Genomic DNA, 15,107 nt, shown 5'->3' with positions numbered 1-15,107 from the left:
CCTCGCCGCGCCTGACTGTTTCGAAGACGACATCGCTGTCCTTCTGAATCGCCGGGTGTGGCCCGAACACCGCCGCCGGCCGAATTCTCCCCAAGGACAAGCAGATGAGCACTCCCGTCACCACCCTCCCCGCGAACAACCCCGTGCGCAGCGCGCAGCGCCCCAAGCAGACGCTGACACCCGTGACCGGTCGGCACCGCCACGCCCGCACGCGGATCGTCGCGCCGTCACTGAAGATCGCCGACGCGGCCGCCGCCTCGGTGTTCAGTGCGGCCCGCCTGCGCGGACCCATCGCCCGTGACGCGATCGCGCGGGTCACCGGGCTGAGCATCGCGACCGTCAACCGCCAGGTCACCGCGCTGCTGGAGGCCGGTGTGCTGCGGGAGCGCGCCGATCTCGCGGCCTCCGGCGCGATCGGCAGGCCCCGAGTGCCTGTCGAGGTGAACCACGAGCCCTTCCTCACGCTCGGCGTCCACATCGGTGCGAAGACCACCAGCATCGTCGCCACCGACCTGTTCGGCCGCACCCTCGACGTGGTGGAGACGTCAACCCCGCGGGGCCCGCAGGCCGCGGCGCTGACGTCGCTGGCCGGCAGCGCCCGCCGCTACCTGAACCGCTGGCACCGCCGACGCCCGTTGTGGGTCGGGGTGGCCGCCGGCGGTGTCGTCGACAGTACGACGGGATACCTGGACCACCCGCGGCTCGGATGGTGGGACTCACCGGTCGGGCCGGTGCTCGCCGAGGCGATCGGACTGCCGGTGTCGGTCGCCTCCCACGTCGACGCGATGGCGGGCGCCGAACTCCTGCTGGGGGCGCGCAGGCAACCGTCGACCGCATGGCCGGAAACGCTGTTCGCCCCCGCGGGCACGAGCCTGTACGTCTATGCCCGCGAGACCGTCGGGTATGCGCTGTCCATCGGCGGGCGCGTGCACTCCCCGGCCAGCGGTCCGGGCACCATCGCCGCGCTGCCCGCACACTCCGAATTGCTCGGCGGCACCGGCCAATTGGAGTCGACCGTCAGTGACGAAGCGGTGCTGATCGCCGCTCGCAAGGCACGCATCATCCCGCTCGAGGGACCGGGCTCGACGATGCAGGCGCTGCTCAAGACCGCGCGCCAGGGCAGCCAACCGGCGCAGGAACTGCTGGCCGAGCGCGCGCGAGTGTTGGGCGAGGCCGTCGCCCTGCTGCGCGACATGCTCAACCCCGACGACCTCGTCGTCGGCGGTCAGGCGTTCACCGAGTACCCCGAGGGCATGGCCACCGTGGAGGCCGCGTTCGCGCAGCGATCGGTGATGCCCGCCCGCGAGATCCGGCTCACCGTGTTCGGCAACCGGGTTCAGGAGGCCGGCGCGGGCGTGGTGTCGTTGGGCGGGTTGTACGCCGACCCGATCGGTGCCATGCGTCGCGCGCAACCGCGCGTGCCCGAAGCCAGGCCCGAGGTCCCTGCGTAACGGGGCGCTTCGGGCCGACGGTGTAGACATGTCTGTGTGCGCCTAGCAACGGATCCTTCCCGTTCTGATGCCGCCGGACTTCCGGTCCCCAGGCGCGTCGCCGTGCTGTCGGTGCACACGTCGCCGTTGGCCCAGCCCGGCACCGGCGACGCGGGCGGGATGAACGTCTACGTGCTCCAGAGCGCGCTGCAGATGGCTCGCCGCGGGGTCGAAGTGGAGATCTTCACGCGGGCGACCTCGTCGGCCGACCAACCCACTGTGCGGGTCGCGCCCGGTGTGCTGGTGCGCAACGTGGTCGCAGGCCCGTTCGAGGGGCTCGACAAGTACGACCTGCCCACCCAGTTGTGCGCGTTCACCGCGGGGGTGCTGCGCGCGGAGGCGACGCACGAACCCGGTTACTACGACATCGTGCATTCGCACTATTGGCTGTCCGGTCAGGTCGGCTGGCTGGCGCGCGACCGCTGGGCGGTGCCGCTCGTACACACCGCGCACACGCTGGCCGCGGTCAAGAACGCCGCCCTGGCCGAGGGTGACTCACCCGAACCGCCGCTGCGCGCGGTCGGGGAGCAGCAGGTCGTCGACGAGGCCGACCGGTTGATCGTCAACACCGAACATGAAGCGCAGCAACTGGTTTCGGTGCACAACGCCGATCCGACGAGGATCGACGTGGTGCACCCCGGCGTCGACCTCGGGACGTTCACACCCGGCGACCGCAACGCCGCGCGTGCCGCGCTGGGACTCGACACCGACGAGCAGGTGGTCGCGTTCGTCGGGCGCATCCAGCCGCTGAAGGCGCCCGACGTCGCACTGCGCGCCGCGGCCAAACTGCCGGGCGTTCGCGTGCTGGTAGCCGGCGGCCCCTCCGGCTCCGGACTACAGGCCCCCGACGGGCTGATTCGACTGGCCAACGATCTGGGTATCTCGGACCGGGTGACGTTCCTGCCGCCCCAGTCGCGCGACCAGCTGGTCAACGTGTACCGGGCCGCCGACCTGGTGGCCGTACCCAGCTATTCGGAGTCCTTCGGCCTGGTCGCGGTCGAAGCTCAGGCATGCGGGACGCCGGTGGTGGCCGCTGCGGTCGGCGGATTGCCGGTCGCGGTGCGCGACGGTGTCACCGGGACACTGGTCGACGGGCACGACGACGGCGACTGGGCGCACGCCATCGGCGATGTGCTGGGCCGCGCCGACGCTCTGAGGCCCGCGGCCGCGGCCCACGCCGCGACGTTCTCGTGGGCCCGCACCGTCGACGCGCTGTTGGCCAGTTACGGCCGCGCCATCGCCGACTACCGGGCACGTCATCAGGTGCGTGACGGCGCGCGCCGTACGGGTCGGCGGTTCTCGCGGCGGCGGGGGGTGCGGGCATGACCAACGCGGCGAAGATCATCGAAGAGGCGTGCAAGGAGAACGGCCTGGTCTGCACGTATCACGAAGGTGCGCGCGGCGGGTTGGCCGGCATCATCGTCGAACTGCCCGGCGAGCGACGGCTCAAGACCAACACGATCCTGTCGATCGGTGAGCACTCGGTACGCATCGAGGCGTTCGTCTGCCGCAAACCCGACGAGAACCACGAGGGCGTCTACCGGTTCCTGCTCAAGCGCAACCGCCGCCTCTACGGGGTCGCGTACACGCTCGACAACGTCGGCGACATCTACCTCGTCGGGCGGATGTCGCTCGAATCGGTGACCTCCGACGAGGTCGACCGGATCCTCGGTCAGGTGCTCGAAGCCGTCGACAACGACTTCAACACCTTGTTGGAGTTGGGATTTCGCTCGTCGATCCAGAAAGAGTGGGAATGGCGGGTGTCGCGCGGCGAGTCGCTGAAGAACCTGCAGGCGTTCGCCCACCTGATCGACGACGAGGACGACTGACCCTTCGCCCAGATCGACGTTTTGGCGGGTTTTTTCAACCGAATTCCACCATTTCGTCGGTCTCGGTGCGGGGGGTGGGCGATCCGTCTGCCGTGAGAGGATTGTGGCATGTCTGATTCCCGGGGTGACTGCACGCTGATCCTGCTCCGCCACGGCCAGAGCGACTGGAACGAGAAGAACCTGTTCACCGGCTGGGTCGACGTCGACCTCACCGAGAAGGGCCGCGCAGAAGCGGTACGCGCGGGCGAGCTGATCTCAGAACTCGATCGCCAGCCCGACGTGGTCTACACCTCGCTGCTGCGCCGCGCGATCACCACCGCGAATCTGGCCCTGGACAAGGCCGACCGGCACTGGATTCCGGTGCACCGCGATTGGCGGCTCAACGAGCGCCACTACGGCGCGCTGCAGGGCCTGGACAAGGCCGAGACCAAGGAGCGCTACGGAGACGAGCAGTTCATGGCGTGGCGGCGCAGCTACGACACCCCGCCGCCGCCGATCGAGCCGGGCAGCACCTACAGCGAGGACGGGGACCCCCGCTACGCCGACCTGCCCGGCGGTCCGCCGCGCACCGAATGCCTCAAGGACGTCGTCGAGCGGTTCGTGCCGTACTACACCGAGACCATCGAGCCCGACCTGCGCGCGGGTAAGACCGTGCTGATCGCCGCGCACGGCAACTCGCTGCGCGCCCTGGTCAAGCACCTCGACGGGATGTCCGACGAGGACGTCGTCAACCTCAACATCCCGACCGGCATCCCGCTGCGCTACGACCTGGACTCCGACCTCAAACCGAAGGTCATCGGCGGCACCTATCTGGATCCCGAGGCCGCCGCCGCCGGCGCGGCAGCCGTCGCCGCACAGGGCGCCAAGTAGTCCGTCAGCCGTCCCAGGCGAACGGACGGTGAACAGCGGGGGTCCGGAGCCCGAATTTCGGTGTTTCGGTATGTGAGTTGTCCCGTTTTGGCCGCACGCTGCTGGGATGACGTTCACCGGGTGCGTACGATTTCGGCGTGAGTGTCGTTTGGGCACTGCTGCTGGCAGCGGTGGTCGCACTGCTCGCTCTGGGAGCCGGTATCGCGCTCGGGGCGCGTTTGAGCCCCCGCCTCACCGATCGCAGACAGCGTCGCACCACCGCGCAGAGCGGGGTCACGGTTTCACAGATGCTCTCCCACATCGCATCGCGGGCGCCCACGGGAATCGTGGTGGTCGACCACTTCCGTGACGTCGTCTACGCCAATGACCGGGCCCGCGAGCTGGGACTGGTTCGCGACCGGCTGCTCGACGAGCGGGCCTGGCGGGCCGCCGAGCGCACACTGGCCACCGGCCAGCCCGGCGACGTCGACCTCAGGGCACACAAGCGCGTCAACCCCGGCCGGTCCGGCCTGTCGGTGCGCGGACACGTTCAGCTGCTGACCGACCAGGACCGCCGCTTCGCCGTCGTCTACGTCGACGACCACTCCGAATACGCCCGCATGGAGGCCACCCGCAGGGACTTCGTCGCCAACGTCAGCCACGAGCTCAAAACGCCGGTCGGGGCGATGGGGCTGCTGGCCGAGGCGCTGCTCGCATCGGCCGACGACCCCGAGACCGTGCGCCGATTCGCCGAGCGGATGGTCGCCGAGTCCAACCGGCTGGCCAACATGATCGGCGAGCTGATCGAGCTGTCGCGGCTGCAGGGCGCCGAGCGCCTGCCCGACCTCGCGGCCGTCGACGTCGACACCGTGGTGTCCGAAGCGCTGTCGCGGCACAAGGTGCCCGCCGACAACGCAGACATCAAGATCACCACCGACGCGCCGACCGGTTTCCGCGCCCTCGGAGACCAAGCCCTGCTGGTCACCGCGATCGCGAACCTGGTCTCCAACGCGATCGCGTACTCACCGCACGGGTCGTCGGTGTCGATCAGCCGCAGGCGGCGCGGGGACAACATCGAGATCGCCGTCACCGACCGCGGTATCGGCATCGCCCGCGAGGACCAGGAGCGGGTCTTCGAGCGATTCTTCCGCGTCGACAAGGCGCGGTCCCGGGCCACCGGCGGCACCGGGCTCGGGTTGGCCATCGTCAAGCACGTGGCGGCCAACCACAACGGAAGCATCCGGCTGTGGAGTCAGCCGGGAACGGGATCGACGTTCACCCTGTCGATTCCGGCCTATCCCGATCACGAATCGGACGAACGAGAGGACCAGCGAAACCAATGACCAGTGTGCTGATCGTGGAGGACGAGGAGTCCTTGGCTGATCCCCTGGCCTTTCTTCTTCGCAAAGAGGGCTTCGAGGCCACCGTCGTCACCGACGGGCCCGCGGCCTTGGCCGAGTTCGAGCGCTCCGGCGCCGACATCGTGCTGCTCGACCTGATGCTTCCCGGCATGAGCGGTACGGATGTGTGTCGTCAATTGCGTTCGCGCTCAAGCGTTCCAGTCATCATGGTGACGGCCCGCGACAGCGAGATCGACAAGGTCGTCGGGCTCGAACTCGGCGCCGACGACTACGTCACCAAGCCATACTCAGCCCGCGAGCTGATCGCTCGTATCCGCGCGGTGTTGCGGCGCGGCGCCGAGAACGACGACCCCGGGATCGGTGACGGCGTGCTCGAGGCCGGGCCCGTCCGAATGGACGTCGAGCGCCATGTGGTCTCGGTGAACGGACAGCCGGTCACGATGCCGCTCAAGGAGTTCGACCTGCTCGAGTACCTGATGCGCAACAGCGGCCGGGTATTGACCCGCGGCCAGCTCATCGACCGCGTGTGGGGTGCCGATTACGTCGGCGACACCAAAACCCTTGACGTCCATGTGAAGCGGTTGCGGTCCAAGATCGAGGCCGATCCGGCCAATCCGGTACATCTGGTCACCGTCCGCGGCCTGGGCTACAAACTCGAGGGCTGACGCCGGTCTAACCGGTAGTGCCGCCCATGATCTCGAGGAGGTCGAACGTGTTGACACCGGCTGTGACCGACGGGTCACGCTGGGCGATCGCGAGCACCTCGGCGCGATCGTCGGCACGCAGCACGCCCAGCCCCCAAACGCCTTCGGGATCGGCGACCGGGCCGTAGACGACGACGCGGCCCTGCGCCAACAGTTGCTCCCAGTACTCCTGATGCGCCGCCATCGCCTGCTCCTCGGCGGGCGTCATGGTCTGGGCGAAATCCGGTCGCGGCGGGATCAGCCGGAACAGGAACAGCGATGCGGCGCCCAAGGATTCGGTCATCCGGCCAGGCGGGTGGCGGGGTGCACGGCGATGAGCCCTAATCCGCTGCGCCGCTTGCACATCGCCGCGAGCTCCGCGTACGCCTTCTCGCCGAGCAGTTCGGTCAGCTCGGGGCCGTAGGACTCCCACACCTGCCTGCTGCCGACGTGCGCGTTCGGATCGCCGGTGCAGTACCAGTGCAGGTCGGCACCGCCTTCACCCCAGCCGCGACGGTCGTACTCGGTGATCCACGTCTTGAGGATCTCGGTCCCGTCGGGTCGTTCCACCCACTCCTGCGTGCGACGGATCGGCAGCTGCCAGCACACGTCGGGTTTCATGGTCAGCGGTTCGACGCCGAGCTTGAGCGCCTTGCTGTGCAGTGCGCATCCGATACCGCCCGCGAAACCGGGCCGGTTGAGGAAGATGCAGGCGCCCTTGTGCTTCCGGGTGCGCAGGTTGGGCTTGTCGTCGTACTCGTCCATCTCGAGGTAGCCCTTTTTGCCGAGCCCCTTCTCGCGGAACTGCCAATCCTCGTCGGTCAGCGTCTTCACCGCGTCGTCGAGGCGCGCGATGTCGTCGTCGTCGGACATGAACGCCCCGTGCGAACAACACCCGTCATCCGGGCGTCCCTCCACCGTGCCCTGGCACGCCGGGGTACCGAACACGCAGGTCCACCGCGAGAGCAACCACGTCAGATCGGCGGCGATCAAGTGCTCGGGATTGTCGGGGTCGTAGAACTCGACCCACTCACGGGCGAAATCGAGTTCGACCTCTCCGGGGTGCGGTGCAGTCACAATTCTCAACGGTAGACCCATTAAGTTGGATGAGTGCGATTAGGCGTGCTCGACGTGGGCAGCAATACCGTTCACCTTCTCGTGGTGGACGCGCGACGCGGTGGGCACCCGACGCCGATGAGTTCGACCAAGGCCTCGCTGCGCCTCGCCGAGGCCATCGACAGTGACGGCAAGATCACCCGCAGAGGCGCCGACAAGCTGATCGGCACCATCGACGAATTCGCCAAGATCGCCACGAGTTCCGGCTGTGCGGAGCTGATGGCGTTCGCCACGTCCGCGGTGCGCGACGCGAAGAACTCCGAAGAACTGCTCGCACGGATTCTCGCCGAGACGGGGGTGGCGCTGCGCGTGCTCGCAGGCGTCGACGAGTCGCGGCTGACGTTTCTTGCGGTGCGACGGTGGTACGGCTGGAGCGCCGGACGGATCATCAACATCGACATCGGCGGCGGCTCGCTCGAACTGTCCAACGGCGTCGACGAGGAGCCGGAGGTTGCGCTGTCGCTTCCGCTCGGGGCGGGCCGGCTCACCCGCGAGTGGCTCCCCGACGATCCGCCGGGCAGGCGGCGGGTGGCGATGCTGCGCGACTGGCTGGCCACCGAGCTGGCCGACGCCGGCGCCGAGATGCTCAAGGCCGGCGCTCCCGACCTGGCGGTCGCATCGTCGAAGACGTTCCGGTCGCTGGCCAGGCTGACCGGCGCGGCGCCCTCGGGGGCCGGCCCGCGGGTCAAACGGACGCTGACCGCCACCGGCTTAAGGCAGCTCATAAATTTCATCTCTAGGATGACCGCGGCTGACCGTGCCGAACTGGAAGGGGTGAGTGCCGATCGGGCGCCACAGATCGTGGCCGGAGCGTTGGTCGCCGAGGCGAGCATGAATGCCCTCGGTGTCGAGAGCGTCGACATCTGCCCCTGGGCGTTGCGGGAGGGGCTGATTCTGCGGAGACTCGACAGCGAAGCCGATGGCAGCGGTCTCGCCGGCGGTACCCACAATCCGGCCTCAGTACAGACGTTTGTGCGTAATGCTGGACGATAGATGACGAGGCCCGAAGGCAACACACGATGACAGGATCAGAAGACGACCACAGCAACACGCGTCCCATCTCGGTCGCGGAGTTGCTGGCGCGCAACGGCACGATCGGTGCCCCGCCGGTCGGCGGGCGGCGCCGTCGTCGCCGCGGCGCCGACTCCGTGACCGTCGCCGAACTGACCGGTGAGATCCCGATCATCCGTGACGACGACGCACCCGCCACGGGGCGTTCGGCCGCCGCGACGGTCGAGGCCCCCGCCGAAACCGAGCCCGTCGCGCCCTCCGAGGCCGCGGACGCCGAACCCGCCACCGACACCGCTGAGGCCGCCCCCGCCGAGACTGCCGAGGCCGCTGCCGCCAACGGCGCCGTCGACCACACCGAGGAGACGGTCGAGGAGGAAGCCCTCGAGGTTCCCGAAGACGAGCCTCTCGAGGCCTCCGACACCGAAACTTCCGAGGTCGAGGCCGTCGAGGACGAGGCTGGCGACGCGGCCGGTGCGGACGAGGACACCGACTACGCCGATGCCGTCTCCGACTACCAGACCCACATCGAGCAGCGCGACGCCGACGAGGACCTCGACTTCTTCGCCCCGCCGCGGCGCTCGGCCTTCGCGCGCCGACGCTTCGGCATGCTCGGTCGCAGTGCACCGGCAGAACCCGGCGATGCCCAGGTCGGCGCCGAGGAGATGAGCCCGGACCCCGTCGACTGGGCCGATCCGGACGCCGACGAGGACGAGGCCGCCGACGCGGCGGTCGCCGTGACCGAGCCCAAGCAAGACGATGAGCGCGACGACAGGCCGTCCTACCTGCGTTCTCCCGACGACGCCCTGTTCGGCGGTCCCGACGTCGACGACGATGTCGCCCGGCCGGACGACGACCTGAGCCCGGCCGACGTCGACCTCGACGAGGAGGACGCACCGCGTTCGGGTGCGATGTCGTCGATCCTGCGCGGGGCGATGGTCGTCGGGCAGTGCGTGGTCGCGGTCGCGTTCGGCGCCGGGCTGTTCATCGCCTTCGACCAGCTGTGGAAGTGGAACAGCATCGTCGCGCTGGTACTGGGCGTGCTGGTGATCCTTGGCCTGGTGGTCGGCGTGCGCGTGGTCCGCAAGACCGAGGACATCGGCAGCACACTGATCGCCGTCGCGGTCGGCGCGATGGTGACATTCGGGCCGCTGGCATTGATGCAGGCGGCTTGAGGCGCCCAATCACCCGTGCGTCCAGCCATTAAGGTCGGTCTGTCGACGGCCTCGGTCTACCCGCTGAGAACCGAGGCGGCCTTCGAATACGCAGCCAAGCTCGGCTACGACGGGGTCGAGCTCATGGTGTGGGCGGAGACGGTGAGCCAAGATGTCGACGCCATCGAGCAGCTGTCGAAGCGTTACGAAATGCCCGTGCTCTCGGTGCACGCGCCGTGCCTGTTGATCTCCCAGCGGGTGTGGGGTGCGAACCCGATCCCGAAACTCGAACGCAGCGTGCGCGCCGCCGAGCAACTGGGCGCCCAGACCGTCGTCGTGCATCCGCCTTTCCGGTGGCAGCGCCGCTACGCCGAAGGCTTCTCCGAGCAGGTGGCCGAGCTTGAGGAGTCCAGCGAGGTGATGGTCGCCGTCGAGAACATGTTCCCGTTTCGTGCCGACCGCTTCTTCGGCGCGGGTCAGACCTCGATCGAGCGCATGCGCAAACGCGGCGGCAGGCCCGGCCCGGGCATCTCGGCGTTCGCGCCGTCCTACGATCCGCTCGACGGCGACCACGCCCACTACACGCTCGACCTGTCGCACACCGCGACCGCCGGCTCCGACGCACTCGAGATGGCGCGCCGCATGGGCGAGGGGTTGGTGCACCTGCACCTGTGCGACGGCAGCGGCGCCTCGACCGACGAGCATCTGGTGCCCGGCCGCGGCACTCAGCCGACGGTGGAGGTGTGCGAGATGCTGGCCGCAAGCGACTTCAACGGCCATGTGATCCTTGAGGTGACCACATCGGGTGCGCGCACCGCCGCCGAACGCGAAGCGCTGCTGGTCGAGTCGTTGCAGTTCGCCCGCAGGCACCTGCTGCGCTGACACCCCCTGACCTCGTTCCGAACTCGTTTCCAGAAGGATTCACCAGATGGCCGGCTCCACCCTGTTCACCGACGCCATGGCGCTCACCCACGCCGGTGACGGCGTGTATCACGGTGAGCTGAACGAACATTGGACGATCGGGCCGAAGGTGCACGGCGGAGCGATGCTCGCGCTGTGCGCGAACGCCGCGCGGACGGAGCATTCCAGGGGGCTGCAACGATCGGCCCACGCGCGCAGCGCAGGAGACGACTCGGCGGATCAGGCGAGCGGTGGCGTGGAACCGATCGCGGTGTCGGGAAACTTCCTGTGGGCGCCCGACCCGGGCCCGATGCAGGTGGTCACGACCGTGCGCAAACGCGGGCGTCGCGTCAGCCTGATCGACGTCGAACTCAACCAGGGTGACCATACCGCTGTGCGGGCCGCGATCACGCTCGGCGAGCCGGAACATCATGTGGCGCCGCTGCTCTCGGTCAATCCCGTGATCCCGTTGATGCAACCGGATCCGCCGCCCGGACTCGAGCCCATCGGTGAGGGCCACCCGATGGCCGACATCGTGCACCTCGCGCGCGGCTGCGACATCCGGCCCTCGCTGACCACGATGGAACCGCGGTCCGACGGCGGCCCGCCGGTGATCGAGTACTGGGTGCGACCCAAGGGCGTCGCCCCGGACGTGCTTTTCGCGCTGCTGTGCGGCGACGTGTCGGCTCCTGTGACGTTCGGCGTCAACCGGTTCGGTTGGGCGCCCACCGTCCAGCTGACGGCGTACCTGCGCAGCCGGCCGGCCGACGGGTGGTTGCGCGTGCTCTGCACGACCGTGCAGATCGGCCAGGACTGGTTCGACGAGGACCACATCGTCGTCGACTGCGAGGGCCACATCGTCGTGCAGACCCGCCAACTCGCGATGGTTCCGCAGGGATAGGCGGCAAGCCGCGGCGGGTGGCCGCACACGCGGTGCCCGACCGTCTGCCATGCTTCCGGCATGGCCAGAATCGCGATCGTCGGCGGTGGAAGTATCGGTGAGGCACTGCTGTCCGGGCTGCTGCGGGCCGGGCGGCAGGTCAAGGACCTGGTGGTGGCGGAGAAGGATTCGGACCGGGCTCAGTACCTGGCCGACACCTATTCGGTGCTGGTGACGACGGTGGCCAACGCGGTGGACCACGCGAGCTATGTGATCGTGGCCGTCAAACCGGCCGACGTGGCCGGGCTCGTCGACGAGATTGTCGATGCGGCGACCAATGCCGAAAGTGACACGGCCGAACAGGTTTTCGTGACGGTCGCGGCCGGCGTCACCACCGAGTACTACGAGAACAAGCTGCCCGCCGGCGCGCCGGTGATCCGCGTCATGCCCAACGCACCGATGGTCGTCGGCGGGGGAGTCAGCGCGCTGTCGGCCGGTCGCTTCGCCACCCCCGAACAGATGAAGGAGGTCTCGGCGATCTTCGACGCGGTCGGCGGGGTGCTCACGGTCCCCGAGTCCCAACTCGACGCGGTCACCGCGATCTCCGGGTCGGGGCCGGCCTATTTCTTCCTGATGGTCGAGGCGCTCGTCGACGCCGGCGTCGACGCCGGACTGTCGCGATCGGCGGCCACCGACCTCGTCGCACAGACCATGGCGGGTTCGGCCGCGATGTTGCTGGATCGCCTCGACCGGGCCGCCTCCGCGGGCGGTGCCGCCGGCGGCCCGTCGGGTGCCGGAATGGACACCACGCCCGCTCAACTGCGCGCGACGGTCACCTCGCCGGGCGGCACCACCGCGGCCGGTCTGCGCGAACTCGAGAGGGGCGGCCTGCGGGCGGCCGTTGCCAGGGCGGTCGAGGCCGCGAAAAAGCGCTCTGAGCAGCTCGGAATTACATCTGAGTAATTCTTTGAATTACCCACACCCGTCGCAGTAACACCATCTGCCACGCTATTCTCCTCGTGTAAGCACGGGTTGGTGCCAGCGGTGGGGAAGCCGCTGGAACTGCCCGTGCCTGAATGATTGGGTTGCGATGACGTCTATGAACGGGCCATCCTCGCGGGATTCGGCCAGTGGGAAGTCGGCTCGGGACTCCGGATCCGACGGTCAACAGCCACGGGCGCAATTCCTCACCGTCGCCGAGGTGGCGAGCCTGATGCGGGTCAGCAAGATGACGGTGTACCGGCTGGTGCACAACGGCGAGCTGCCTGCCGTCCGGGTCGGCCGCTCGTTCCGCGTGCATGCGAAGGCTGTTCACGACATGTTGGAGAGCTCGTACTTCGACGCAGGCTGATCTCCTCCGCGTTCCCCGGCGTGACCGTCGCCGGCGTTGGGCGCGTTTCGCGGTTACCTGCACAGCCCGGTAAAGTGGCCGGGTCAGTCAACGATGCTCATCGGGCAGGTAAGGCGTAGGTAGCGGAGTTCATGGGTTCAGTCATCAAGAAGCGGCGCAAGCGCATGTCGAAGAAGAAGCACCGCAAGCTGCTTCGTCGCACCCGGGTCCAACGCAGAAAACTCGGCAAGTAATCGCCGCCCGCCGTCGCTAGGCTGACCGGACATGGATTCCGAGGGTCGTGCCAACGGAGACGTCAACGGAGCTGACCCGCGCGACGCCGTGCAGTATCCGAAGGTCGTGCTGGTCACCGGGGCGTGCCGGTTCCTCGGCGGCTACCTGACGGCCAGGTTGGCGCAGAACCCGTTGATCAACCATGTGATCGCCGTCGACGCGATCACTCCGAGCAAGGACCTTCTGCGGCGGATGGGCCGCGCGGAGTTCGTCCGCGCCGACATCCGCAATCCCTTCATCGCGAAGGTCATCCGCAACGGTGACGTCGACACCGTGGTGCATGCCGCGGCGGCGTCCTACGCACCTCGCTCCGGGGGCCGCGCGACGCTCAAGGAACTCAACGTGATGGGCGCGATCCAGCTGTTCGCGGCCTGCCAGAAGGCACCGTCGGTGCAGCGCGTGGTGCTCAAGTCCACGTCGGAGGTGTACGGCTCGACCTCACGCGACCCGGTGATGTTCACCGAGGACACCAGCGCGCGACGGCCACCGGGGGAGGGCTTCGCCCGCGACAGCATCGACATCGAGGGCTATGCGCGAGGGCTGGGGCGTCGTCGGCCCGACATCGCGGTGACCATCCTGCGGTTGGCCAACATGATCGGGCCGGGCATGGACACCGCGCTGTCGCGGTACCTCGCCGGCCCCGTGGTGCCGACGGTCATCGGACACGACGCCCGGCTCCAGCTGCTGCACGAGCAGGATGCGCTCGGGGCGCTAGAGCGCGCGACGATGGCGGGCAAGGCGGGCACCTACAACGTCGGCGCGTCCGGGATCGTGATGATGAGCCAGGCGATCCGGAGGGCCGGCCGGATCGCGTTGCCCGTGCCGCGATCGGCGCTGGCGGCGGTGGATTCGCTGAGGCGCGCGACTCGTTACACTGAACTCGATCGTGAGCAGCTGAACTACCTCAGTTATGGCAGAGTGATGGACACATCGCGGATGCGCAACGATCTCGGCTATAACCCGAAGTGGACGACGGTGGAGGCCTTCGACGATTACGTCCGAGGTCGCGGATTGACTCCGATCGTCGACCCGCGGTGGGTACGCTCAATGGAGAGTCGCGCCGTTGCCGCGGCGCAACGGTGGGGGCGCTAGGCGCATCAATCTATCGGGTGGGGAGAAGGAAACGACCGTGGCGGGCGAGTCCAAGGCGAAAGTCATTCCGCTGCATGGCAATTCGGGCCGTGCAGCGGCTCAGCGGCGTAATGCCGCACGAGCGCAGGGCTCGCGCCGACATCCCTCGCAGCTGTCGGATCCGGTAGGCGGGGCCTCCGCCGAGGAGATCGCCGCCGTCGTCCGCGAGATCGACGAGCACCGCGGAGGCGTCGCGGGCGCACCTCCGGTGGACGAGACGCCCACCGAACTGGCCAAGCAGATCGCCTCGGTCGGCGAGTTCGTGCGCAAGCGGATGACGGGTGAATACACCGTCGACGAGTTCGGGTTCGACGCCCACCTCAACAACGCAATCTTTTTGCCTTTGCTGAGAGTCTTTTTCAAGTCGTGGTTCCGCGTCGAGGTCAGCGGGATCGAGCATCTGCCCGAAACTGGCGCCGCGCTCGTGGTCGCCAACCACGCCGGCGTGCTGCCGTTCGACGGGCTGATGACGTCGGTGGCGGTGCACGACCACCACCCGGCCCAGCGCGACCTGCGCCTGCTCGCCGCCGACATGGTGTTCGACCTGCCGGTGGTCGGTCAGGCCGCACGCAAGGCCGGCCACACCATGGCCTGCACCGCCGATGCGCATCGGCTGCTGGCCGCGGGTGAGCTGACCGCGGTGTTCCCCGAGGGCTACAAGGGCCTGGGCAAGCACTTCAAAGACCGCTACAAGCTGCAGCGATTCGGTCGCGGCGGTTTCGTCTCGGCGGCGCTGCGCACCAAGGCGCCCATCGTGCCGTGCTCGATCGTCGGATCCGAGGAGATCTATCCGATGATCGCCGACGTCAAGCTGCTGGCCCGGTTGCTCGGCCTGCCGTACTTCCCGATCACCCCGTTCTTCCCGCTGGCGGGTCCGGCGGGCATGGTGCCGCTGCCGTCGAAATGGCACATCCAGTTCGGCGAACCGATCGAGACAGCGGACTACGATGAGTCGGCCGCCGACGATCCGATGGTCACCTTCGAACTCACCGACCAGGTGCGCGAGACCATCCAGCAGACGCTGTACCAACTGCTCACCCAGCGTCGGAACACGTTCTTCGGCTGAGCGCGCGAAAAGCCGC

At 68.4% G+C, this 15,107-nt stretch carries 17 protein-coding genes; 15 read left to right on the top strand and 2 right to left on the bottom strand.

The genetic code is table 11. From position 1 onward, the window contains the following. Positions 1–104 precede the first annotated feature (104 nt). The 6 genes from CEX88_RS13880 (at position 105) to regX (ending at position 6,194) form a co-directional block, all read left to right on the top strand. The gene (locus CEX88_RS13880) at positions 105–1,451 is read left to right on the top strand and encodes an ROK family transcriptional regulator (RefSeq protein ID WP_094293912.1); all 1,347 of its coding nucleotides are present in this window, start codon (positions 105–107) and stop codon (positions 1,449–1,451) included. 36 nt (positions 1,452–1,487) lie between these two features. Beyond that, a complete protein-coding gene (gene mshA / locus CEX88_RS13875) occupies positions 1,488–2,816 on the top strand; it encodes a D-inositol-3-phosphate glycosyltransferase (protein ID WP_094293911.1) in 1,329 nt (442 codons plus the stop codon). Then, complete coding sequence (locus CEX88_RS13870) at positions 2,813–3,319, top strand: type III secretion system chaperone family protein (RefSeq protein ID WP_064425348.1); 507 nt, start codon at positions 2,813–2,815, stop codon at positions 3,317–3,319. Before mshA ends, CEX88_RS13870 begins: the two co-directional genes overlap by 4 nt. 108 nt (positions 3,320–3,427) lie before the next feature. Beyond that, positions 3,428–4,189 carry a phosphoglyceromutase gene (locus CEX88_RS13865; RefSeq protein ID WP_094293910.1) on the top strand — a complete coding sequence of 254 codons (762 nt, stop codon included), beginning with the start codon at positions 3,428–3,430 and terminating at the stop codon, positions 4,187–4,189. Between the two features lie 137 nt (positions 4,190–4,326). Continuing rightward, positions 4,327–5,511: a sensor histidine kinase gene (locus CEX88_RS13860; protein WP_094293909.1), complete on the top strand. Its 1,185-nt coding sequence runs from the start codon at positions 4,327–4,329 to the stop codon at positions 5,509–5,511. Beyond that, positions 5,508–6,194: a two-component sensory transduction protein RegX gene (regX, locus tag CEX88_RS13855; RefSeq protein WP_064419926.1), complete on the top strand. Its 687-nt coding sequence runs from the start codon at positions 5,508–5,510 to the stop codon at positions 6,192–6,194. The genes CEX88_RS13860 and regX overlap by 4 nt, the downstream gene beginning before the upstream one ends. 7 nt (positions 6,195–6,201) lie before the next feature. Here the strand turns inward: regX and CEX88_RS13850 are convergent, their stop codons facing one another. Together CEX88_RS13850 and CEX88_RS13845 are read right to left on the bottom strand one after the other, a co-directional pair. Next, entirely contained in the window at positions 6,202–6,516 is a 315-nt protein-coding gene (locus CEX88_RS13850) for a YciI family protein (protein ID WP_202931493.1), read from the bottom strand. Beyond that, on the bottom strand, positions 6,513–7,310 hold the full coding sequence (locus CEX88_RS13845; protein WP_202931492.1) for a DUF3109 family protein: 798 nt from the start codon (positions 7,308–7,310) through the stop codon (positions 6,513–6,515). Before CEX88_RS13845 ends, CEX88_RS13850 begins: the two co-directional genes overlap by 4 nt. Before the next feature lie 12 nt (positions 7,311–7,322). Between CEX88_RS13845 and CEX88_RS13840 the strand changes: the two genes are divergently transcribed. The 9 genes from CEX88_RS13840 to CEX88_RS13800 all read left to right on the top strand — a co-directional run bounded on the left by CEX88_RS13840 (position 7,323) and on the right by CEX88_RS13800 (position 15,091). Next, positions 7,323–8,321, top strand: coding sequence for a Ppx/GppA family phosphatase (locus tag CEX88_RS13840; protein ID WP_064399693.1), 999 nt, complete (start codon positions 7,323–7,325; stop codon positions 8,319–8,321). Positions 8,322–8,347: 26 nt separating this feature from the next. Next, positions 8,348–9,511 (top strand): hypothetical protein, encoded by a 1,164-nt coding sequence (locus tag CEX88_RS13835; RefSeq protein ID WP_094293907.1) that lies wholly within the window; start codon positions 8,348–8,350, stop codon positions 9,509–9,511. 15 nt (positions 9,512–9,526) lie between these two features. Continuing rightward, on the top strand, positions 9,527–10,372 hold the full coding sequence (locus CEX88_RS13830; RefSeq protein WP_094293906.1) for a sugar phosphate isomerase/epimerase family protein: 846 nt from the start codon (positions 9,527–9,529) through the stop codon (positions 10,370–10,372). 46 nt (positions 10,373–10,418) lie between these two features. Further along, the gene (locus tag CEX88_RS13825) at positions 10,419–11,291 is read left to right on the top strand and encodes a thioesterase family protein (RefSeq protein ID WP_094293905.1); all 873 of its coding nucleotides are present in this window, start codon (positions 10,419–10,421) and stop codon (positions 11,289–11,291) included. 60 nt (positions 11,292–11,351) lie between these two features. Next, a complete protein-coding gene (gene proC / locus CEX88_RS13820; RefSeq protein WP_094293904.1) occupies positions 11,352–12,233 on the top strand; it encodes a pyrroline-5-carboxylate reductase in 882 nt (293 codons plus the stop codon). A 127-nt stretch (positions 12,234–12,360) separates the two neighbouring features. Beyond that, entirely contained in the window at positions 12,361–12,621 is a 261-nt protein-coding gene (locus tag CEX88_RS13815; protein WP_064351303.1) for a helix-turn-helix domain-containing protein, read from the top strand. Between the two features lie 131 nt (positions 12,622–12,752). After that, positions 12,753–12,854, top strand: coding sequence for a 30S ribosomal protein bS22 (locus tag CEX88_RS13810; protein WP_003402602.1), 102 nt, complete (start codon positions 12,753–12,755; stop codon positions 12,852–12,854). Positions 12,855–12,885: 31 nt separating this feature from the next. Further along, positions 12,886–13,986 (top strand): SDR family oxidoreductase, encoded by a 1,101-nt coding sequence (locus tag CEX88_RS13805; protein ID WP_064399688.1) that lies wholly within the window; start codon positions 12,886–12,888, stop codon positions 13,984–13,986. Between the two features lie 37 nt (positions 13,987–14,023). After that, positions 14,024–15,091, top strand: coding sequence for a lysophospholipid acyltransferase family protein (locus CEX88_RS13800; protein ID WP_094293903.1), 1,068 nt, complete (start codon positions 14,024–14,026; stop codon positions 15,089–15,091). The last annotated feature ends 16 nt before the right edge of the window (positions 15,092–15,107 follow it).

Source organism: Mycobacterium neumannii (genome assembly GCF_002245615.1).
GTDB lineage: Bacteria > Actinomycetota > Actinomycetes > Mycobacteriales > Mycobacteriaceae > Mycobacterium > Mycobacterium neumannii_A.
This window is presented reverse-complemented; position numbering and strand designations above follow the sequence as displayed.

Excerpts from the sequence above, each read along its gene's own strand:
- proC (WP_094293904.1), top strand. The coding sequence starts at position 11,352 with ATGGCCAGAATCGCGATCGTCGGCGGTGGAAGTATCGGTGAGGCACTG.
- CEX88_RS13870 (WP_064425348.1), top strand. The coding sequence starts at position 2,813 with ATGACCAACGCGGCGAAGATCATCGAAGAGGCGTGCAAGGAGAACGGC.
- CEX88_RS13825 (WP_094293905.1), top strand. The coding sequence starts at position 10,419 with ATGGCCGGCTCCACCCTGTTCACCGACGCCATGGCGCTCACCCACGCC.
- regX (WP_064419926.1), top strand. The coding sequence starts at position 5,508 with ATGACCAGTGTGCTGATCGTGGAGGACGAGGAGTCCTTGGCTGATCCC.
- CEX88_RS13835 (WP_094293907.1), top strand. The coding sequence starts at position 8,348 with ATGACAGGATCAGAAGACGACCACAGCAACACGCGTCCCATCTCGGTC.
- CEX88_RS13850 (WP_202931493.1), bottom strand. The coding sequence starts at position 6,516 with ATGACCGAATCCTTGGGCGCCGCATCGCTGTTCCTGTTCCGGCTGATC.
- CEX88_RS13845 (WP_202931492.1), bottom strand. The coding sequence starts at position 7,310 with ATGGGTCTACCGTTGAGAATTGTGACTGCACCGCACCCCGGAGAGGTC.
- CEX88_RS13880 (WP_094293912.1), top strand. The coding sequence starts at position 105 with ATGAGCACTCCCGTCACCACCCTCCCCGCGAACAACCCCGTGCGCAGC.
- CEX88_RS13815 (WP_064351303.1), top strand. The coding sequence starts at position 12,361 with ATGACGTCTATGAACGGGCCATCCTCGCGGGATTCGGCCAGTGGGAAG.
- CEX88_RS13805 (WP_064399688.1), top strand. The coding sequence starts at position 12,886 with ATGGATTCCGAGGGTCGTGCCAACGGAGACGTCAACGGAGCTGACCCG.
- CEX88_RS13810 (WP_003402602.1), top strand. The coding sequence starts at position 12,753 with ATGGGTTCAGTCATCAAGAAGCGGCGCAAGCGCATGTCGAAGAAGAAG.
- CEX88_RS13865 (WP_094293910.1), top strand. The coding sequence starts at position 3,428 with ATGTCTGATTCCCGGGGTGACTGCACGCTGATCCTGCTCCGCCACGGC.